This is a genomic window from Avibacterium volantium (assembly GCF_049366555.1).
In the GTDB taxonomy this organism is placed as follows: Bacteria; Pseudomonadota; Gammaproteobacteria; order Enterobacterales; family Pasteurellaceae; genus Avibacterium; species Avibacterium volantium_A.
In genome coordinates this window covers 1-20,850 of the sequence record NZ_JBMMGT010000018.1, presented here as the reverse complement: position 1 = coordinate 20,850, position 20,850 = coordinate 1, and the positions used below count along the sequence as shown (strand labels likewise).

Below are 20,850 nucleotides of genomic sequence, written 5' to 3'. Positions count from 1 at the left end.
TTGAAAAAACAACCGCACTTTATTTTTTATCCTGTCGGTAGCGTTGTACTAGAATAATTCTTGTTGTTCAGAAGATTTCACTCCACCATTTAAACGCTCTAGCAATTCAGGTGGCACATAGTAACCACGTTCTTTAACATAGGCGCGCTTAGGCTCTGTGCCTTTGATGAAGTATTCTTTACGTCCACCACTGTTAGAAAGCAGCCCTGAGCCCGTATCAATACGCTTTTCGATAATATTTTGTGGAAGTGGAAGATTACGCTCTGGCACATCTTTTAAGCTCGTTTTCATATAATCAATCCACGCAGGCATTGCGGTTTGTGCGCCCGCTTCGCCTTTGCCTAAATTGCGTTTGTTGTCATCAAAGCCAACATAAACGGCGGTGGTAATATTTGCTCCGAAACCGGCATACCAAGCCACTTTTGAATTATTGGTTGTCCCTGTTTTTCCACCAATATCCGAGCGCTTAATTTGATTTGCCATTCGCCAGCTCGTTCCTTTCCAGCCTAGACCTTGTTCACCGTAAATTGCGGTGTTCAATGCACTACGAATTAAGAAGGCTAACTCACCACTAATTACGCGAGGTGCATACTGCACTTGGTCATTGGATTTTTTATCTTGAGCCATAAAATCAATTGCGTTTTCATCTAATTTTTTATTTTGGCGATCAAGTTCTGGAATATCATTAGGTTGCTCATCTTGATCTAGCTCTTCACCATTGGTGCTGCTATCCGTAGAAACTAAATTATCAGGCTTCTCTAAATCAAGGTTTTTAAACCCATCTAATTTTTCAGTTTCCCCATAAATCACAGGAATGTTATCACAGGTAACACAAGCAATTTGTGGGTTCGCAACAAACAGTTCCTTGCCTGTATTATCAAGGATTTTTTCAATAAGGTAAGGATTTACCAAGAACCCCCCGTTATCAAACACCGCATAAGCACGCGCCATTTCAAGTGGGGTGAATGAAGCCGCCCCTAAAGCAAGGGCTTCACTGGCAAAATATTGATCACGCTGGAAGCCAAAGCGTTGCAAGAAATCGGCGGTAAAATCAATGCCTGCCATTTGGATTGCACGGATCGCAATCATATTTTTGGATTGCCCTAAGCCCACACGCAAGCGCATTGGGCCATCATAGCGGTTTGGTGAGTTTTTCGGTGTCCATACTTTTTGCCCCGGTTTTTTGATCACGATAGGGGAATCTTGTAGCACACTTGATAAGGTTAGCCCTTTTTCTAATGCGGCGGCATAAATGAAAGGCTTGATCGATGACCCTACTTGCACTAAAGACTGAGTGGCGCGGTTAAATTTGCTTTGCTCAAAGCTAAAGCCGCCCACTAATGCTTCAATTGCCCCATTATCACTGTTTAACGAAACCAAGGCAGAATTTACTTCTGGAACTTGAGAAAGTTGCCATTCACCATTGCTACGCTGACGCAACCAAATTTGTTCGCCTGCTTTTGGTTGTCTTTTGCCTGCCCAGCGCATTGCTGCCGGGGAAAGCGTGATGCTGTTGCCATCATCTAATAATACTTTTGCCCCAGCCTTGCTGGTTTCCAATACGGCAGCTGGCACTAAAGGCGCTGAATTAGGCAATTTTTTTAGCGCATCAATAATTTTATCTTCGTCCCAAGCGGTGTCGCCTTTCTTCCATAACACAGCCGCACCGCGGTAGCCGTGGCGCATATCATAAGCGAGCAAATTATCACGCACCGCTTTTTGCGCTTCGGACTGATCGGCGGAAAGCACCGTAGTATAAACTTTATAACCGCTAGTATAGGCGTTTTCTTCGCCAAAACGTTTCACCATTTCTTGGCGTACCATTTCGGTAACATAATCTGCTTTAAAATCTAACTGCGCGCCGTGGTAGCTCGCTACAATAGGCTCGTTAATGGCTTCATCATATTCCGCTTTGCTAATGTATTGCATTTCTAACATTCGCCCTAGCACCACATTACGGCGTGCGGTCGCGCGTTTAAGAGAATAGAGCGGGTTCATTGTGGAAGGCGCTTTTGGCAAGCCTGCGATCACCGCCATTTCTGATAAGGTGAGCTGATCAAGCGATTTGCCGAAATAGGTTTTCGCCGCTGCCGCCACCCCATAAGCGCGATAGCCAAGATAAATCTTGTTCAAATACAGCTCTAAAATTTCATCTTTGCTTAGCGTATTCTCAATTTCAATCGCCAAAATGGCTTCTTTCGCTTTACGCACAATATTTTTTTCTGGCGTTAAGAAGAAGTTACGTGCGAGCTGTTGGGTAATGGTACTCGCCCCTTGTGAAGCACCGCCTTTGGTAATCGCAACACTCACCGCACGCGCAATGCCCACCGGATCTAAACCGTGATGTTCATAAAAACGACTATCTTCTGTGGCAAGCACCGCTTCAATTAATTTTTGTGGTACTTCATTTAATTTCACTGGAATACGGCGCTGTTCGCCCACTTCACCAATGAGCTTGCCATCAGCCGTATAAATTTGCATCGGTTGCTGCAATTCAACGGTTTTTAGGGAATCTACACTTGGCAAGCCTGATTTTAGTTGAACATAAATAATTCCTGCGACAACACAGCCTAAAATGATCATTGTCAGCAAGCTACTTAAAATTAATTTTGCGATCCGCATCGTAAAATTCTCTCTTCATTCGTGCAAAATTGAAAAAAATCAGAAAAACTAAAACTCGAAATTTTAGCTTAACTACTTCCTTAAAACGTAAGTATAAAGTTTAGTCAAGGAAATCCAAAGCTAAAAGTGCATTTAAAATGAATATTTGAGTAGGAAGAATGAAGAAAACGAACAATTTCACCACACAAAAACAAGTTGGTGTGTGGAAACAAGGTGAAAATTATGAATGTGTTTGGTTTGATGAAAAAAATCAACCACACGCCTGTACCCTACCTTCACCAATTTCCTTGCCACAACTTGCCACGCAGCTTATGCCGCAATCAGGCAATAATTCCTTGAAAACAATAAAATTTATCACCGCAATATCACCACAATACACTTGGATCAAAAATCTGTTATTGCCACAAATTTTAACTGCCGCAGAATGTGAGCAACAATGTCGATTTTTATTATCGCAAGAATTACCCCTTCCCCTTGAAGAAATCTGGTTTGATTATCAATCAGAACCACTCAAACAAGGTTTCAAACTAAGTATTTTTGCCATAAAAAAACAAACTGCCTTGGATTATCTCAACGCTTACGCCCCTTTCCCTATTCAAGTGTTGGATTGCTGTATCCACGCGATAATCCGAGCATTTCAATATCTCACAGGGATTGGCACGGAAAAACAAGCGCTTTTTCTTTACCAAGATGAGCAACACACTTTTGCCGTTCAGCCCAACGCTTCAGCGGTTCAATTTATGCAACAAACAGACAAAAATCTCACCGCACTTGCTGAAATGTTCTGCCAGCGTCATTCCTTGCAGCCTGAGCAAATTTATTACTATTGCAATGAGTTACAAGCAAAAGCCTTGCCTGATTACTGGCAGAAAGTCGAAACGGATTTGCCTTTTATCGCCTTAGGCAATGCTTTGTGGCAACAATCTTTTTGGCAGCAAAAAGGAGAAATAAATGGCGATTAATTTGCTACCGTGGCGATTGGCGGCACATCATAAAAATATGAAAAAATTATTAATGCGAGCAGGAATTTGTTTCGCCATAAGCCTGGCTTGCCACCTTACGATGTTCAACGTTTTACAAGCAGAACAAGCCATCGCACCACAAAAAAATGCGCAATATGAAACACTTTCTCAAAATTTAAACCAAACTATTGAGCAGATTAGTGCCTTAAGACAACACTATGTTTATCAGCAAGAACAAAAAAGTTTGCCATCGCAAGAGGTTATTCAATTTTTAGACTGGCTTGCTGCGCTTCCTTTGCAACAAGGAGAATTAAATGACGTGGCGCTTACGCAAGAAAAATTATTGCTCAATGGTTTTACAGAAGATCAACAAGAATTTGAGCAATTACAGCAACGCATCACGCAATTAGCGCTATTTAGCCATTCACAACTCACGCAATTTCAGCCCACAGGTTCACAGCTAACTTTTGAATTTCAATTAAAAAATGAACAAGATGATGAAGCAAATTTTTAATAATCCGCATAATTTACTAGGCAAGCTCGCCCAGCTTTCAGCTACTAGGCAATATGCTCTATTACTGATTTTTATCTTTTTGCCCTTGTCTTTTTGGATTATGGAATATCAGCAAATTCAACAGCAAAATAACCAAACAGATCGCCAAATTCTGCAATTAGAACAAAATTTGGCACATCAAAAACAAATTTTAAGCTCACTACAACAAAATACACAAAATACGTTTACGCCTGAACTCACAAGCGATATTGCCCAAATAAATCAAGTTTTGCGTCCACAGGATTTTCAACTACAAGTAAAAAATAGCCAATGGGATTTTTACCAAGCGCCTTATTTAACAATGCAATTAGTCGGCAATTTCAATAATTTACGTCAATTTTTGACCGCACTTTTAAAGCGCACTCCGCAACTCAATGTATTACAACTGCATATTTACAAAACACGAGAAAACCTGCTTTCACAACTCTCACTAATCACAGAAGTTCGTTTTAAACTTTCTTTACCCAAGGATAAACAATGAAAAAAGCGTTTCTTTTCCTCATACTGCTCAGCCCCTTTGTTTCTGCACAAGATCCTTTTGATAAAACACAGCGCACAGCACAGGCGGCAATAGTTGCTCAGCCAAGTTCTACAAATTGCCCTACACATAAAAAAATCTTGGCGGAAGAGGCTTCTTTTCAACAGCTCAAGTTAGTTGGAATCATTCAGTTTCCAGAAAACAACAAAGCAATTTTTACTGATAAAAATCAACAAGTTATACTTATTCAAAAGGAAGATGTGGTTGCACAAGAAAGATTGCAGATTAAGGAAATTTCACCACAGCAAATTACACTTTTTGACTGTATGCAATCACAATTTGTTTATTTAACCTTTTAGGAGAAAAAAATGCAATTATTAAAGTGCGGTGCGTTTTTTCTGAGTTTTTCATTATTTGCCAGCGCAAGCGAAAAACCGAGCGAAACCTTTTCAATTCGCTTGCAACAAGCCCCTTTGGTACAGACCGTGCAACAACTCGCTGCACAACAGAAGGTTAATTTAGTAATCGATGACGAATTGCAAGGTTCAATTTCGTTACAACTGCAACAAACTACTCTCGCGCAATTTTTGCAAGTGGTTGCCAAAATAAAGCAGCTTCAATTCTGGCAGGAAAATGGTATTTATTATCTCAGTAAAGCCTCGCAAAATTCTTTGCCAGAAGTAGCCAATAACCTTCCCATTGAATTTGTAGATACACTGCCTGAGCCAACAGTTCCCACATTATCAACAATGACAATAAAGCTGCACTATGCCAAAGCGTCTGAAGTGATGAAAACGCTCACTTCGGGCAGTGGTTCGTTGCTTTCGGCAAATGGCAGTATGAGTTTTGATGATCGCAGTAACCTATTGATTATTAAAGATGAAAAAGCCGTATTAAACCAAATGAAACGCTTGGTTACGGAAATGGATAAGCCCATTGAACAAATCGCCATTGAAGCGCGCATTGTAACTATCAGTGATGAAAGTTTGAAAGAACTTGGCGTGCGTTGGGGGATTTTTACGCCAACAGATGCAAGCCATAAAGTAATGGGTAGCCTGAATGCGAACGGTTTTGTCAATATTACCGATAATCTCAACGTCAATTTCGCCACCACCAATACCCCCGCAGGCTCGGTGGCGTTGCAGATTGCCAAAATCAATGGAAGATTGCTTGATTTAGAATTAACCGCCTTGGAGCGAGAAAATAGCGTAGAAATTATCGCTAGCCCAAGTTTGCTTACCACGAATAAGAAAAGCGCAAGCATCAAGCAAGGGACGGAAATTCCTTATGTGGTGAATAATAATAAAAATGACAGCCAGAGCATTGAGTTTCGCGAGGCGGTGCTAGGGCTAGAAGTAACGCCACATTTATCCAAAAATAACGGCATTTTGTTGGATTTGGTCGTGAGTCAAAATGCCCCTGGTGGGCGTGTGGCTTATGGCGAAAATGAAGTGATTGCCATTGATAAGCAAGAAATTAACACGCAAGTTTTCGCACAAAATGGAGAAACCATTGTGCTAGGTGGCATCTTCCACGATACCATTACCAAAGCCTTAGATAAAGTGCCTGTGCTGGGTGATATTCCAGTGATTAAACGCTTGTTTAGCAAAGAAGTAGAGCGTCATCAAAAACGGGAATTGGTGATTTTCGTCACACCGCATTTGATCAAAAAAGGGCAACAGGCCGAAAAACAAAGTGCGGTGAAAAATCCGACAAAAAATCACCGCACTTCGTCATCTTCTAGCAAGATTTCGCACAAATCTGGTAAATAAATCTGCTTTGACGGTTGAAAAAGGTGGGCATTTATTGAGATAATCCCTATTATTTTTTGGGTGATCTTTTAGCAACCATATTTGATTTTGTGGTTGTCTTTTTATTTGTCGGAAAGATCAATTATTTTAAATTTTATTAAAGAAGAACAACGAAAAATGGCAGAGAAACGTAATATTTTCTTAGTAGGCCCAATGGGAGCAGGGAAAAGCACTATTGGTCGTCAATTAGCGCAAATGTTAGGAATGGATTTTATTGATACTGATTCGGAAATTGAACAACGTGCTGGCGCTGACATTAGCTGGATTTTTGATGTTGAAGGTGAAGAAGGCTTCCGCAAACGCGAAGAACGTATTATTAATGAATTAACACAAAAACAGGGCATTGTGCTTTCCACAGGCGGCGGTGCGGTGATGTCAAAAGAAAACCGTAATCACCTTTCTGCACGTGGCATCGTGATCTATTTAGAAACCACGGTGGAAAAACAATTCCAACGTACTCAACGTGATAAGAAACGTCCATTATTGCAAGATGTGGAAGATCCGCGTCAAGTGTTAGAAGATCTATCAAAAATTCGTAATCCGCTTTATCAAGAAGTGGCGGATATTACCTTACCGACTGATGATCAAAGTGCCAAAGTAATGGCAAATCAAATTGTTGATTTAATTGAAAATATCAACGGCTAATTAACCAAAAGGAAAAAATGATGTTGTGCGTAAATGTTGAATTAAAAGAACGTCGTTATCCTATTTATATCGGAGCAGGCTTGCTTTCTGATCCGAGTATTTATCCCCTAAAATCGGGTGATAAAGTGATGATCGTTAGTAATCCAACCATTGCACACCATTATCTTGCACAGGTAACGAAAACCTTGATGGAATTGGACTGTCAGGTTGATCACGCGTTATTGCCTGATGGGGAACAATACAAAAATCTTGAGTCGCTTAATCTAATTTTTACCGCCTTGTTAGAAAAAAATCACGGCCGCGATACCACCTTAATTGCTCTAGGTGGCGGTGTGATTGGTGATGTAGTGGGTTATGCCGCAGCCAGTTATCAACGTGGTGTGCGTTTTATCCAAATTCCAACCACCTTACTTGCACAAGTGGATTCTTCTGTGGGGGGGAAAACCGCAGTTAATCACCCTTTAGGTAAAAATATGATTGGGGCGTTTTATCAGCCTTGCACCGTGATTGTCGATACGCTCACCTTGAATACCTTGCCAAAACGCGAAGTCAATGCCGGTTTAGCGGAAGTGATTAAATATGGCGCGATTTTAGATTATCCTTTCTTTGAATGGCTAGAACAGCACATTGATGAATTGGTTGCCCTTGAACAAGCGCCGTTGCAGCAATGTATCGCGCGTTGTTGTCAAATTAAAGCAGACGTAGTGGCAAGAGATGAAACAGAAAAAGGCGATCGCGCATTGCTCAACTTAGGCCATACTTTTGGCCACGCTATTGAAACCCATTTAGGCTATGGGCAATGGCTACACGGTGAAGCGGTGGCTGCGGGTTCAATGATGGCGGCTGCGCTTTCTGAAATGTTAGGGGATTTATCAGTGCAAGATGTAGGGCGTTTAGAAAAGCTCTTTGCGCGTGCTAATTTACCAACCCTTTCACCAGATATAATGCAACCTGAAGATTATTTACCGCATATGATGCGTGATAAAAAAGTGCTAGCAGGCAAGTTACGCCTTGTGCTACTACAATCTCTTGGGCAAGCTTATGTGGCAAGCGATAGCGACAAAGATCTTGTTCTTGCAGCCATTGCACGTTGCACACAAACTGACTGATCTCAATGTATCCTGATGCGACAATTTTCCCACAACAAAAATACCGCCCTTTTCTAAAATGGGCGGGCGGAAAGTTTCGTCTTACGGATCAAATCAATAAATTATTTCCTAAGAAAAAACAATGCCTTATTGAGCCTTTCGTGGGGGCTGGGGCTGTTTTTTTGAATAGCCAATTTGAACGCTACATTTTGGTGGATATTAATGCTGATTTGATCAATCTATTTAACACCGTTAAACAAGATGTCAATTTGTATATTGAAGCTGTGAAAACGGTCTTTTTTCACCCTGATGCGAATACGCCAGACTATTATTACGCACGGCGCGCCCAGTTTAACCAATCCACTAATAACTTTGAGCGTTCCGTACTGTTTTTGTATCTCAATCGCTTTGGATTCAATGGCTTATGTCGTTACAACAGCAAAAATGAGTTTAACGTGCCATTTGGGCGCTATAAAACCCACTATTTCCCCGAAATTGAGCTACGCTATTTTGCCCATAAAGCACAAAGTGCGGTGTTTATTTGCGCAGATTTTCACGAAGCCTTTAAATTCGCTGATGAAAATTCGGTGATCTATTGCGATCCGCCGTATGCACCGATCAAACAAGAAAGCAATTTCACCAGCTATGCTGGCAATGAATTTTCGTTAGATCATCAGCAAGCCTTGGCTGAATTGGCGCATCGTACCGCAAGAGAGCGACAAATTCCCGTGCTAATTTCTAATCACGATACCAAATTTACCCGTCAAATTTACCACGGAGCGAAAATCAAACGCTTAAAAGTACAGCGTTCAATCAGTCAAGCTTCGCACAAGCGCATTAAGGTGAACGAACTGATCGCCAGATTTCACGGGCAAAAAACTCAACGTGGCTGAGTGATTAAAGCGGGATTCACTTTAAATTGAAGTTGTTGAATCTGCGGATTTAAGCCTTGCACTTTTGCCAAGAGATCTTTTTCTTTGAATAACAAACTTTGGCGCACCATCGCATTTGCCACTTCAATCACCAACGTTGTTTCGGAAAAATTGGCAACACGATAAAAGCCTTTAAATTGATTAGGAAATAGGCGTTCTACTTGCTCGTTCAGCTGTTGTAACAAAATGCCTTTTTGCATAATTTTGCCTAGGCTGGAATTTTCTAGCACATCTTGTACGTTGGTTGGTTTACTGTATCGCATCGCTTGTTTTCGGCTTTTTTGCCCTAATATTACACATCAGAATAAGACATTGTAGTGATTTTCCGCTACAATAACAGCCATTTTTTAATTGAAAATAAGTTACCGAATGATTTCATCTAAAAGCACACAGCATTTTTGGTCGCAGTTACTACTTAGTATGATTGCGATCTTTGCCTTGCCTAATGCGCAAGGGGTGGAAAATGCTGGGCTTGCCTGTGAAAATTATTCGCGCGAACAGCGCCAAATGCAACAGCTTGCTTGTTATCAGCGAGTTGCCCACAAACAAATTATTCAACAGCAACAAAAACCAAGCAAAAAAAGTTTTGTTGCACCGAAAATTCTCACTAAAAAAGCACCGCACTTTGTTTTTCCTATACTCAGTGCCGCCACGCCGATCCGTGCAGGCCCTACGGCTTAACCTTTCTTTCTAGTAAATACTTTTTAACTGATTTCAGCAACTGCTGAAATTGAATTTAACCTATTGATATAAAAGAATAAAATTATGTTTAGAACTATTTTTACAAAAATTTTTGGTAGCCGTAATGATCGCATTCTGCGCCGTTTGAATAAACAAGTGATCAAAATTAACAAAATGGAGCCGGAGTTTGAAGCCTTAAGCGATGAACAGTTGCAAAGCAAAACGGCAGAATTTCGTGAACGCTTAAAAAATGGTGAAAGCTTACAAAGCCTATTGCCAGAAGCCTTTGCCACCGTGCGTGAAGCGAGTAAACGTGTACTTGGTATGCGTCATTTTGATGTGCAGCTCATTGGCGGTATGGTGCTGAATAATCGTTGCATCGCAGAAATGCGCACAGGGGAAGGGAAAACCCTTACCGCAACCTTGCCTTGCTATCTTAATGCCTTAACAGGAAAAGGCGTTCACGTTGTTACGGTGAATGATTATCTTGCGCGCCGCGATGCGGAAACTAACCGCCCATTATTTGAATTTTTAGGAATGACCGTTGGGGTAAACGTGCCGGGCTTGCCAGCAGAAGAAAAACGTGCTGCCTATGCTGCGGATATTACCTATGCCACTAACAGTGAATTAGGCTTTGATTATTTGCGTGATAATTTAGCTCATTCAGCACAAGATCGCTTCCAAAAAGAACTTTATTATGCCTTGGTTGATGAAGTGGATTCTATTTTGATTGACGAAGCGCGTACGCCGTTGATCATTTCAGGGCCTGCGGAAGACAGTTCTGAGCTTTATATTGCCATTGATAAATTGATTCCTCATTTAATCAAACAAGATAAAGAAGACACCGAAGAATACCAAGGTGATGGCGACTACACTTTAGATCTGAAAAGCAAACAGGCGTATCTCACAGAACGTGGGCAAGAAAAAATCGAGCAATGGTTGATCGATCAAGGCCTGATGCAAGAAACCGAATCTCTGTATTCCCCTGCTAAAGTCACGCTGTTACACCATGTTTATGCCGCATTGCGCGCTCATACATTGTTTGAACGTGATGTGGATTACATCGTAAAAGATGGCGAAATTATCATTGTTGATGAGCATACAGGGCGCACAATGGCAGGCCGCCGTTGGTCAGAGGGCTTGCACCAAGCTATTGAAGCAAAAGAAGGTGTGCCAATTCAAAATGAAAACCAAACGGTCGCTTCTATCACTTACCAAAACTATTTTCGTCTTTATGAGAAATTAGCCGGAATGACAGGGACAGCGGACACTGAAGCCTTTGAATTCCAACAAATTTATGGTCTGGAAACCATTGTGATCCCAACTAATCGTCCAATGATTCGTGATGATCGCACGGATTTAATGTTTGAAAATGAACAGTACAAATTTGCTGCGATTATTGAAGAAATTAAAGATTGCATTGCGCGCAACCAACCCGTGCTGGTGGGAACGGCGTCCATTGAAAAATCAGAATTGTTATCTGATGCCTTAACCAAAGCTGGCATTAAGCATAGCGTATTAAACGCAAAATTCCATGCGCAAGAAGCGGAAATTATTGCTAATGCAGGTTATCCGGGGGCCGTAACCATTGCCACCAATATGGCAGGACGTGGTACAGATATTGTGCTTGGTGGTAACTGGAAAGCCGAAGTGGCGAAATTGGATAACCCAACAGAAGCGCAAATTGAAGAAATCAAAGCCAAATGGCAAGAAAGCCACAATATTGTAAAACAAGCGGGTGGCTTGCATATTATCGGTACGGAACGCCACGAATCACGCCGTATCGATAACCAGTTGCGTGGACGTTCAGGCCGCCAAGGCGACCCAGGTTCATCACGTTTCTACTTATCCTTAGACGATGCGTTAATGCGGATTTACTTAAACGAAGGTAAGCTCAATATGATGCGCAAAGCCTTTAGTACACCAGGCGAGGCAATGGAATCGAAATTGCTCACGAAAGTAATCGCTTCTGCGCAAGCAAAAGTTGAAGCGCATAACTTTGACGGTCGTAAAAATCTATTAGAATTTGATGACGTTGCCAACGATCAACGCCACGCGATTTATCAACAACGTAATGAGCTGTTGGATAACGAAAACATCGCTGACACCATTGAAGTGATCCGTCAAGATGTCTTCAACAGCGTGATTGATCAATATATTCCACCAAATTCCTTAGAAGAAATGTGGGATATTCCGGGGCTAGAACAGCGTTTAAGACAAGATTTCGCTTTAGACTTACCAATCAGCCAATGGTTGGAAGAAAATAATGCCTTGCACGAAGAAACCTTGCGCGAGCGTATTATTGACGCGGCCGTTGCGGAATATAAACGTAAAGAAGAATTGGTTGGCTCAGAGTCAATGCGTCATTTTGAAAAAGGCGTAATGCTGCAAACCCTTGATGAACTTTGGAAAGAACATTTATCCGCAATGGATCACCTACGCCGTGGTATTCACCTGCGTGGCTATGCACAAAAAGATCCAAAACAAGAATATAAAAAAGAATCTTTCCAAATGTTCACGGATATGCTTGATTCCTTGAAATTGAGTGTGATTACCACCTTAAGCCGTGTACAAATTCGTACTCAAGAAGAAATTGAGCAAGTGGAGAAATTGCAGCAAGAAATGGCAGCGCGTGATCAGGCACAAATGCAATATAACACTGCTGATGATCAGCAAGCTCAAGGAGAACAAGCACCATTGCCACCATCAGATCGTAAGATTGGGCGTAATGAACCTTGCCCTTGCGGTTCAGGCAAGAAATACAAACATTGCCACGGCAATCGCGCGGCGAAATATAGTTAATCCATAAAGCATAAAGTGCGGTGAAAAATTTTTGATTTTTTTACCGCACTTTATAGAGAGTTTGTTGATCATTCATAGCTCAAATGCAAAATGAATGATCAACAGATCCTAAGGAGAAAAAATGGCGAAACCCATTATTCAAGTAGCAGCAGGTATTATTCGTAATGAATTTGGGCAGATTTATCTCACTCAACGTCTTGAGGGGCAAGATTTTGCCCAAGCCCTAGAATTCCCTGGTGGAAAAGTTGATAAAGGTGAAACACCCGAACAAGCCCTTGCCAGAGAGCTAGAAGAAGAAATTGGCATTCATATTCTTAACGCCGGTTTATTTGAGCGTTTTACCTTTGAATATCCAAGCAAGATCATTCAATTTTCTTTTTACCTTGTGGAACAATGGGTGGGTGAACCTTTTGGACGAGAAGGGCAAGAGGGAATGTGGATCGCGCAATCTGAACTTGATGCCAGCCAATTTCCACCCGCTAACAGCAAACTTATTCAACGCTTATTGGCTGAATAATGCATAATTTATCGATAACAAAAAAAGCATTATGTGGAAAACATAATGCTTTTTTCATTTCACTCATTAACAACAAATATCCTGAACCACAAATTGCAATGAATGGCGTTCGTGTAAGCGGAATTTTCGCTGTTTCAAACGTTTTAATCTTAATGCTCGCACTTGCGATAAACGGAAGAGTTTAGTGTTGTTTTTCTTCAAAAATGTTTTTCTTTTTACTGCCATAATATCCTCTATTTTCTATCAAAATTCACAGCCTAAGGGAAGCACCCTAAATTATTTGCTGCGTTGTGGTAAAAGTTGGTTTTGTTCTTCTTGGTTTTGCTGTACGCGGTGATAATTCACAATGCTGTTCATATATCGGCGAATATTTTCCACATATTGGAACGCTTCATAACCTCGCGCATAGCCATATTTTAAATTTGTGTAGTAACGTTTTTCTGCCAGTAAAGGAAGATTTTTCTTCACATCAAGCCAGTTATCAGGATCACCGCCAAGGCTTTTCGTTAAACGGCGCACATCAAGTAAATGCCCTAGTCCCATATTATAAGCACATAAGGCAAACCAAATGCGATCTTCTTGGCGAATGGTATTTGGCATTTGTGCAAGCAATAAATGCAAATATTCCGCCCCCGCTTTAATGCTTTGCTCCGCATCTAAGCGATTGTTGATTTTCATTCGCTCCGCTGTCACCTTAGTAAGCATCATCATTCCGCGCACCCCTGTTGGCGAAGTAGCTTCTGGGTTCCAATGTGATTCTTGATAAGCAATAGCAGCTAACAAGCGCCAATCTAAATCCCCTTTATACTTATCAAAAAGATCGGCATATTTCGGTAAAATTGTTTCTATCGCGTTTAAATAAGAGCGGGTGTCCACATAATCAAACTGTGCAAGATGATTAAAATATTTTTCTTCAATGCGTGCAATAAGCCCTGTTTCAATGGCATTATTCATAAAATCAAGCAGAGCGGCTTGCAGTTCGTTATAAGAGTTGTTTGCCAGATACCAATGAATGGTTGCTTCATCAGTAACATCAAAGGCAACTGCAAGCTGTGGCTTAATTTGTTGGGTAATGGAAATATCTATTGAGTTAGCAATAGTGTAATCAATTTTACTTTCCGCAACTTGCAGCAATAATTCTTCTTGGCTTTGATCTACTGTCGTCCATTGCAAATCAGGATATTGCTCTTTAAAACGGTTAAGCAATACATTAAGCTCCGAGCCTTTCGCCACCACTAAGCGACCATTTAATCTTGCTAGCGAATTCGGGCGATTTTCTCCTTTACGGTAAACCAGTTGCCATGAGGCAGAAGAATACGCCGGTCCAAGCTGAAACTGTTCTAATTTTTCAGGCTGATAAAGCAAATTCGCTGCGGCTAAATCAATTTGATGAGCGGATAACGCAGAAAACAGCGCGTGAACGCTATCCATTGGGCGAATATCCAATTCTACATTCAAATAATCGGCAAAGGCTTTCGTCAGTTCATATTCAAACCCCGTTGCACCTTCCGAACCAATGAAATAAGAAATAGGATTATTCAGTGTGCCAACAATCAGTTTGCCTTTGGTTTGCACCATTGCATAAGGGTTATCTTCCGATTGCATTATGCGCTGCCACGGGAACACCATATCAATGGCCCATAATAATAAGGCAACGGCACTCACTATGCGTAAAAATAAACCTTTCAATCTCGCTCTACTCTATCATCACAACACATTTTATGTGTTTGGTTAAATTTAAAAGTGCGGTAAAAAATCATTAAATTTTGTACCGCACTTATCAAATTAAATGAAAAATAAATTATGCCACTTTCGCCATTTCAAATTCGATCAACATCATTAAAATATGGATCACTTTGATGTGAATTTCTTGAATGCGATCGGCATAACGGAAATGTGGCACGCGAATTTCTACATCAGCAAGCCCTGCCATTTGTCCACCATCTTTACCCGTCATTGCGATGACTTTCATTCCTTTGTCTTTCGCGGCCTTGATAGCATTTAAAATATTTTTGGAATTGCCTGAAGTGGATAAGCCAAACAGCACGTCGCCTTTTTGCCCTACTGCTTCAATATAGCGAGAGAACACATAATCATAGCCAAAATCATTACTCACGCAGCTTAAATGGCTGACATCAGAAATAGCAATGGCTGGGTAGCCGGGGCGATTTTCGCGATAGCGCCCTGTTAGTTCTTCGGCAAAGTGCATAGCATCACAATGGGATCCGCCATTACCGCACGAAAGCACTTTTCCGCCTTGTTTAAAGCTATCGGCAATTAACAACGCAGCTTGTTGAATTAATTCGGTATTTTTTTCATCATTGACGAATTTATTAAGCACGTCCTGCGCTTCGTTCAGCTCGGCTTTAATTTGATCTAAGTACATTTTGTTCTCCTTTTGAGATAATGCATTAAAGTTAAAATGGCGTTAATCTATCACGATTTTGCCATTAATTCATTATATTTCCGTGCCTAGGGTTGTAACGCTTGAAGCAATTCTGTAACAAAATCCAACCGCACTTTGTTATCGGTTAAATCACGCTGAAATCTAAATTTCGTTGGGCCGTCAAAGCGATACACCGCAGGGGATTGCTGAATAAGCTGCAAGAATTTTGTTGGATCAAGGCTCGCTTGAGGGGAAAACTCAATAAAGCCACCTTGTGCTGTCGCTTCAATACGAATGATCTGCAATGGCTTGGCTTGCAAACGCAGTTGGGCAATTTGTAGTAAATTTTTGGCTGGCTGCGGCAATAGCCCGAAGCGGTCGATAAGCTCCACTTTTAATTCATCAAGCTCTTGTGTATTTTCTGCCCCTGCAATGCGTTTATAAAAACCAAGACGCATATTCACATCGCCTAGGTAGTCATCTGGCAGTAAGGCTGGAATACGCAAATCAATTTCAACTTGACGTTGGGTGAGTTCATCAAGAGAAGGTTCACGTCCGTCTTTCAGTGCATTCACCGCACTTTCTAGCAGATCCATATATAACGAAAAACCAATACTTTCAATTTGTCCACTTTGCTCATCGCCAAGTAATTCCCCTGCACCACGAATTTCTAAATCTTGCGTTGCCAACATAAAACCTGCCCCAAGATTATCCAGACTTTCCAAGGCTTCAAGGCGTTTCAAGGCATCTTTTGTCATTGCTTTTGGCGGTGGCGTGAGCAAATAGGCATAGGCTTGATGATGCGAACGCCCCACTCGCCCACGCAGTTGGTGTAATTGTGCTAAACCAAAGCGATCCGCTCGTTCAATGATGATGGTATTCGCCGTTGGAACATCAATCCCTGTTTCAATAATGGTAGAACAAACTAGCACGTTATAGCGCTGATGATAAAAATCAGACATCACACGTTCTAGCTCACGCTCTCGCATTTGCCCGTGGCCAATCACAATACGCGCTTCAGGCACAAGTGCGGCAAGATTTTCCGCACAATTTTCAATGCTCGCCACATCATTATGCAAATAATAAACTTGTCCGCCACGCAGAATTTCACGCAAAATTGCTTCACGAATAATTAAATCATCAGCCTGTCGCACAAAGGTTTTAATGGTTAAACGGCGCGCAGGTGGCGTAGAGATAATAGAAAGATCACGAATGCCATTCATCGCCATATTTAAGGTGCGTGGAATTGGCGTTGCCGTCAGAGTGAGAATATCCACATTGGCGCGCAGTTGCTTGATTTTTTCTTTTTGACGCACACCGAAACGATGCTCTTCATCAATAATCAGCAGGCCGAGATCCTTAAATTTCACTTCTGGCTGAATGAGTTTGTGCGTGCCGATGAGAATATCAATCTTGCCTTCCGCTAACTCAGCAAGCAGGACTTTTTGCTCTTTAGCCGTTTTAAAGCGCGAAAGCACTTCCACATTCACTGGCAAGTTGGCAAAGCGATCTTTAAAGTTCTCGTAATGTTGCTGAGCAAGAAGCGTGGTCGGCACAAGCACCGCCACCTGTTTATGGTTCATCACCGCCAAAAATGCGGCACGCATTGCCACTTCTGTTTTACCAAACCCCACATCACCACAAACTAAACGATCCATCGCTTTCGGCTGACACATATCGGAAATCACAGCGTTAATCGCGGTCATTTGATCCAGGGTTTCCTCAAAAGGGAAAGTGGCAGAAAACTGCATAAATTCATCGCGATCATAATGAAAAGCAAAACCTTTTTGCGACTCTCGCAAGGCATACACATCAAGCAATTCCGCTGCCACATCGCGAATTTTTTCTGCCGCTTTTTGCCGACTTTTCGCCCACGCATCGCTACCTAGTTTATGCAAGGGAGCGGTTTCTTCCGAGCCACCCACATAACGGCTAATCAAATGCAGTGAGGTTACCGGCACATAAAGTTTGGAATCATTAGCATATTGCAGTAGCAAAAATTCCGATTTTATCCCTGCATTTTCTAGTGTCACCAAGCCAGCATAACGCCCTACCCCGTGATCTAAATGCACCACTGGCTGACCAATTTTAAGCTCCGCTAAATGACGAATTAAGGTATCAGGATTAACCGATTTTTGTCGATCTCGGCTGCGCTGTTGCACTCGTTCGCCGAGCAATTCCGTTTCCGTAATCAACGCAAAGGAAGCCTTGCCTTTATCCACAATAAAACCACGATCTTGGCTACAAATCAGCAAACTTTGCTTTTCTTGCAAATCGGAAAGATGCGCAATTTGTTTTGGTCTTAATTTCAATGGACTGAGCAAATCCAGCAAAGTTTCTCGCCGCCCTTCTGTTTCCACACAAAAGACAATATCGCCATTAAACTGCGCCATAAATTGTTGCAAAGGTAAGAGCGGTTCTTTTTGTTGTAATTTTAGGCTTAAGTCTGGCAAGGCTTGCACAGGCAAGTTTTGCTGACGCACAGAAGCACGCGCCACTTTTTCCGCTTTCAAGGTGATTTTAGGAAAATGTTTGAGCTGATGATTAATTTGATCAATGGGCAACCAAAGCTGATCTGGCGGTAATAAAGGACGCATTGGATCAACACGGCGGCTTTCATAACGCTGTTCACAATCTTGATAAAAACGCTCACCTTGTTGCGGATTGCTCTCAAAATCCACAAATAGCGTTTGTTCAGGTAAATAATCAAATAAGGTGGCCATTTGTTCAAAAAACAGCGGTTGCCAATACTCAATCCCTGCTGCCAGCGTGCCTTTGCTCACTTGTTGATAAATATGTTCAGGATCACGGCGAATTTCGCCAAAGGTTTCACGAAATTTCGCACGGAAAAATTCAATGCCTTTGCTATCGGTAGGGAACTCTTGCGCAGGCAATAAACGAATTGAAGGAATCTCTTCTAACGTACGCTGCGTATCCACATCAAACGTGCGAATGCTATCAATCTCATCATCAAAAAAATCTAAACGAAAAGGCACCTCACTTCCCATTGGAAACAGATCGAGCAACGCCCCACGCAGCGCATATTCGCCGTGTTCCAGCACCTGTTCCACTGCACGATAACCCGCATTTTCTAACTTCAAACGGAAATCGTTAATCACAATGCGATCGCCTTTTTTAATCAACAAAACATTGTGCTGCAAATACTCAGGCGGACAAATTTTTTGCATTAAGGTGCTGATCGGCAAAATGAAAATGCCGTTTTTTGCATTTTGCAAATGGAATAACGCACTGAGCCGTGAAGAAATAATGTCTTGATGCGGTGAAAAGCTGTCATAAGGCAAGGTTTCCCAATCGGGGAAAAAGGTAACAGGCTGTGCAACGAATTCTGCCAAAACCTTAGATAAACGCACCGCACTTCGCGTATCTGGCGTTACAACTACAGTAAGCCCTTGGTGGCTTTGGGCAATTTCTGCAAGGGCTAAGGTATCGCTGCCTGCAATAACATTGGCTAAAATTTTGTGATCATTGGCTTGCGTTGGGATATTCAAATCAAAATACATCATAAGGCTAAGTGCGGTGCTTTTTTCATCTATTTTTACGGATTAAAATTGTGCTTAGTTTAGCGGAAATCCCCAAACTTGCAAAGAAAAACACTGTTTTTTTACACAGTATTAAAACACAAACAATCCAGCGCTCACTTTGACTGCCCCTATTTTAACCAGTTAAGCACCAAGCGCGGAAAAACGCTTGACGAAAGCCGATGAAATCTTTATATTCAGCCACTACTTCCTGATGGTGAGATGTCCGAGTGGTTGAAGGAGCACGCCTGGAAAGCGTGTATGTGCGAAAGTGCATCGGGGGTTCGAATCCCCCTCTCACCGCCATCGCTGATATTTTTTCAGTTCTTTTTGTTCGTATTGTTCACTAACTTATTAAAAAACAAGGCTTTTTATAGTTCGTTCTGTTTTTTCTGTTCTTTTTGCGTGTTTTTGTTCTTGGCGAAATGATCCCAAATGATCCCTTTTTTGTTAGCTCTCACTTACAAAAATGGATTTTTTAGATTTTAGGGATCATTTCTTGAAATTTTTCAATTAAATCAAGAGCTAACACTATGACAAAAATTAACCAAACTTTTATCAATAAACTGAAAGCCACTGGCAAAGAAGAACGCTATTCACTAGGGCATAAACTCTTTTTAGTGATGACCCCTAAGGGTAGCAAGTCTTATCGTTATATTTACCGCTTACCCGATACCAAGGCGATTAGAAAAAAGAACCTTGGGCGGGCTGATATTATTTCCCTTGAAGAAGCGTTAAATATGGCGATTTCCTATAATCTTTCAATTACCCAAGGCATTGATCCTTTAGCGCAAATTCAAGCAGAAGAAAAGCAATTACAGTTGCAAAAAATCACGTTGATAGAGATTGCGGAAGATTGGCATAAGACAAAGGGCATTCGATTAAGCGAAGCGCATTTGAAAGATCGCTTAGCACGTTTTAAAAATCATTTATTTCCAATTTTGGGCGAATATCCTATTTCAGCCATTACTCTTTTTAATGCAAGAGAGTTGATCAAACCTATTGCCGATAAAGCCCCGTTTATGGCTGAAAAAGTTGCACGGGATTTAAGAGAATTAGGCAATCACGCCGTTGAAATGGGGATTTTATCTAGTAATCATCTCGCTTTAATCAAGCAGTCTTTCCCTAGACCAAAATCAAAGCCTAATCCTTGCATTAAATCGCACGAATTACCGCTATTCTTTAAGCGCTTATTTGAATCAAATTTAGCGCTACAAACACGCTTACTTATCGAATTTGAGCTTTTAACTATGGTAAGGGCTAACGAAGCGGCAAGTGCTGAATGGGCTGATATTGATTTTGAGAATAAACGCTGGGTAATTTCTGCGGAAAAAATGAAAATGGATAAGCCGCATTATGTGCCATTAAGCTCGCAAGCCATTGAGATATTGCGGCTATTACAGCAACTTAATGGGCATAAAAGATATGTTTTTTCGCATCGTTCTGATGATATGAGCCACATTTCACCAAATACGGCAAACCAAGCATTTAAGCGTATTGGCTATAAGAATATTATGACCCCGCACGGTATGCGCTCACTGGCTGCAACGTATTTGGAGGATATTGGGGCAGAAGCTCACGAAGTGATTAACGCTTGCTTGGCGCATAATGAGAAATCAACAACTGCAAAAGTCTATTTGCGCAGTAACTTCTACGAAAGACGGATCCCCGTTATGCAAATATGGGGCGATTATGTAGAGCAATGCAAGAAAAATCGTTAAGCAAGAAATAAGCGGCGCAATGCCGCTTTTTTATTCATCTTCACATTCCTCTTCATCTTCGCATTCTTCATCGTCATAGGAAGAATAAGGCTCTTCTGTTTTATATAACTTCT

General features: G+C 41.4%; 18 protein-coding genes and 1 tRNA gene. 13 read left to right on the top strand and 6 right to left on the bottom strand.

Translation table 11 applies throughout. From position 1 onward, the window contains the following. Positions 1–48 precede the first annotated feature (48 nt). Entirely contained in the window at positions 49–2,622 is a 2,574-nt protein-coding gene (locus ACLS0A_RS07125) for a penicillin-binding protein 1A (protein ID WP_416082885.1), read from the bottom strand. A gap of 158 nt (positions 2,623–2,780) precedes the next feature. Here ACLS0A_RS07125 and ACLS0A_RS07120 point away from each other — a divergent pair, with 158 nt between their 5' ends. The 8 genes from ACLS0A_RS07120 to ACLS0A_RS07085 all read left to right on the top strand — a co-directional run bounded on the left by ACLS0A_RS07120 (position 2,781) and on the right by ACLS0A_RS07085 (position 9,052). Then, positions 2,781–3,584, top strand: coding sequence for a competence protein ComA (locus ACLS0A_RS07120; protein ID WP_416082886.1), 804 nt, complete (start codon positions 2,781–2,783; stop codon positions 3,582–3,584). Beyond that, positions 3,574–4,098 carry a hypothetical protein gene (locus tag ACLS0A_RS07115; RefSeq protein WP_416082887.1) on the top strand — a complete coding sequence of 175 codons (525 nt, stop codon included), beginning with the start codon at positions 3,574–3,576 and terminating at the stop codon, positions 4,096–4,098. The genes ACLS0A_RS07120 and ACLS0A_RS07115 overlap by 11 nt, the downstream gene beginning before the upstream one ends. Then, complete coding sequence (locus tag ACLS0A_RS07110) at positions 4,079–4,618, top strand: hypothetical protein (protein WP_416082888.1); 540 nt, start codon at positions 4,079–4,081, stop codon at positions 4,616–4,618. The genes ACLS0A_RS07115 and ACLS0A_RS07110 overlap by 20 nt, the downstream gene beginning before the upstream one ends. Then, positions 4,615–4,974, top strand: coding sequence for a pilus assembly protein PilP (locus tag ACLS0A_RS07105; RefSeq protein ID WP_416082889.1), 360 nt, complete (start codon positions 4,615–4,617; stop codon positions 4,972–4,974). The genes ACLS0A_RS07110 and ACLS0A_RS07105 overlap by 4 nt, the downstream gene beginning before the upstream one ends. 9 nt (positions 4,975–4,983) lie before the next feature. Next, the gene (locus ACLS0A_RS07100; protein WP_416082890.1) at positions 4,984–6,387 is read left to right on the top strand and encodes a type IV pilus secretin PilQ; all 1,404 of its coding nucleotides are present in this window, start codon (positions 4,984–4,986) and stop codon (positions 6,385–6,387) included. 135 nt (positions 6,388–6,522) lie between these two features. Next, the gene (gene aroK / locus ACLS0A_RS07095) at positions 6,523–7,071 is read left to right on the top strand and encodes a shikimate kinase AroK (protein WP_416082897.1); all 549 of its coding nucleotides are present in this window, start codon (positions 6,523–6,525) and stop codon (positions 7,069–7,071) included. Between the two features lie 20 nt (positions 7,072–7,091). Continuing rightward, a complete protein-coding gene (gene aroB / locus ACLS0A_RS07090) occupies positions 7,092–8,180 on the top strand; it encodes a 3-dehydroquinate synthase (RefSeq protein ID WP_416082898.1) in 1,089 nt (362 codons plus the stop codon). A gap of 5 nt (positions 8,181–8,185) precedes the next feature. After that, complete coding sequence (locus ACLS0A_RS07085) at positions 8,186–9,052, top strand: Dam family site-specific DNA-(adenine-N6)-methyltransferase (protein ID WP_416082891.1); 867 nt, start codon at positions 8,186–8,188, stop codon at positions 9,050–9,052. Here the strand turns inward: ACLS0A_RS07085 and ACLS0A_RS07080 are convergent. Then, complete coding sequence (locus ACLS0A_RS07080) at positions 9,040–9,354, bottom strand: DciA family protein (RefSeq protein ID WP_126373467.1); 315 nt, start codon at positions 9,352–9,354, stop codon at positions 9,040–9,042. The two genes, ACLS0A_RS07085 and ACLS0A_RS07080, sit on opposite strands and share 13 nt — an antisense overlap. A gap of 106 nt (positions 9,355–9,460) precedes the next feature. Here ACLS0A_RS07080 and secM point away from each other — a divergent pair, with 106 nt between their 5' ends. The 3 genes from secM to mutT all read left to right on the top strand — a co-directional run bounded on the left by secM (position 9,461) and on the right by mutT (position 13,091). Beyond that, positions 9,461–9,772: a secA translation cis-regulator SecM gene (secM, locus tag ACLS0A_RS07075; RefSeq protein WP_416082892.1), complete on the top strand. Its 312-nt coding sequence runs from the start codon at positions 9,461–9,463 to the stop codon at positions 9,770–9,772. Between the two features lie 84 nt (positions 9,773–9,856). Beyond that, positions 9,857–12,574, top strand: a complete 2,718-nt coding sequence (secA, locus tag ACLS0A_RS07070; RefSeq protein ID WP_416082893.1) for a preprotein translocase subunit SecA — start codon at positions 9,857–9,859, stop codon at positions 12,572–12,574. A 121-nt stretch (positions 12,575–12,695) separates the two neighbouring features. After that, positions 12,696–13,091, top strand: a complete 396-nt coding sequence (gene mutT / locus ACLS0A_RS07065; protein ID WP_416082894.1) for an 8-oxo-dGTP diphosphatase MutT — start codon at positions 12,696–12,698, stop codon at positions 13,089–13,091. Between the two features lie 66 nt (positions 13,092–13,157). On the opposite strand, the gene ACLS0A_RS07060 is transcribed toward mutT, so the two are convergent. The 4 genes from ACLS0A_RS07060 to mfd form a co-directional block, all read right to left on the bottom strand. Further along, positions 13,158–13,316 carry a hypothetical protein gene (locus ACLS0A_RS07060; protein ID WP_164550739.1) on the bottom strand — a complete coding sequence of 53 codons (159 nt, stop codon included), beginning with the start codon at positions 13,314–13,316 and terminating at the stop codon, positions 13,158–13,160. Positions 13,317–13,367: 51 nt separating this feature from the next. Continuing rightward, positions 13,368–14,780 (bottom strand): membrane-bound lytic murein transglycosylase MltF, encoded by a 1,413-nt coding sequence (gene mltF / locus ACLS0A_RS07055; RefSeq protein ID WP_416082895.1) that lies wholly within the window; start codon positions 14,778–14,780, stop codon positions 13,368–13,370. Between the two features lie 112 nt (positions 14,781–14,892). After that, the gene (lpcA, locus tag ACLS0A_RS07050) at positions 14,893–15,477 is read right to left on the bottom strand and encodes a D-sedoheptulose 7-phosphate isomerase (RefSeq protein ID WP_126373476.1); all 585 of its coding nucleotides are present in this window, start codon (positions 15,475–15,477) and stop codon (positions 14,893–14,895) included. Positions 15,478–15,563: 86 nt separating this feature from the next. Continuing rightward, the gene (mfd, locus tag ACLS0A_RS07045) at positions 15,564–18,998 is read right to left on the bottom strand and encodes a transcription-repair coupling factor (RefSeq protein ID WP_416082899.1); all 3,435 of its coding nucleotides are present in this window, start codon (positions 18,996–18,998) and stop codon (positions 15,564–15,566) included. Positions 18,999–19,232: 234 nt separating this feature from the next. Between mfd and ACLS0A_RS07040 the strand changes: the two genes are divergently transcribed. Next, positions 19,233–19,322, top strand: a tRNA-Ser gene (locus tag ACLS0A_RS07040). Between the two features lie 227 nt (positions 19,323–19,549). After that, positions 19,550–20,737: a tyrosine-type recombinase/integrase gene (locus ACLS0A_RS07035; protein WP_416082896.1), complete on the top strand. Its 1,188-nt coding sequence runs from the start codon at positions 19,550–19,552 to the stop codon at positions 20,735–20,737. Positions 20,738–20,850: the final 113 nt, after the last annotated feature.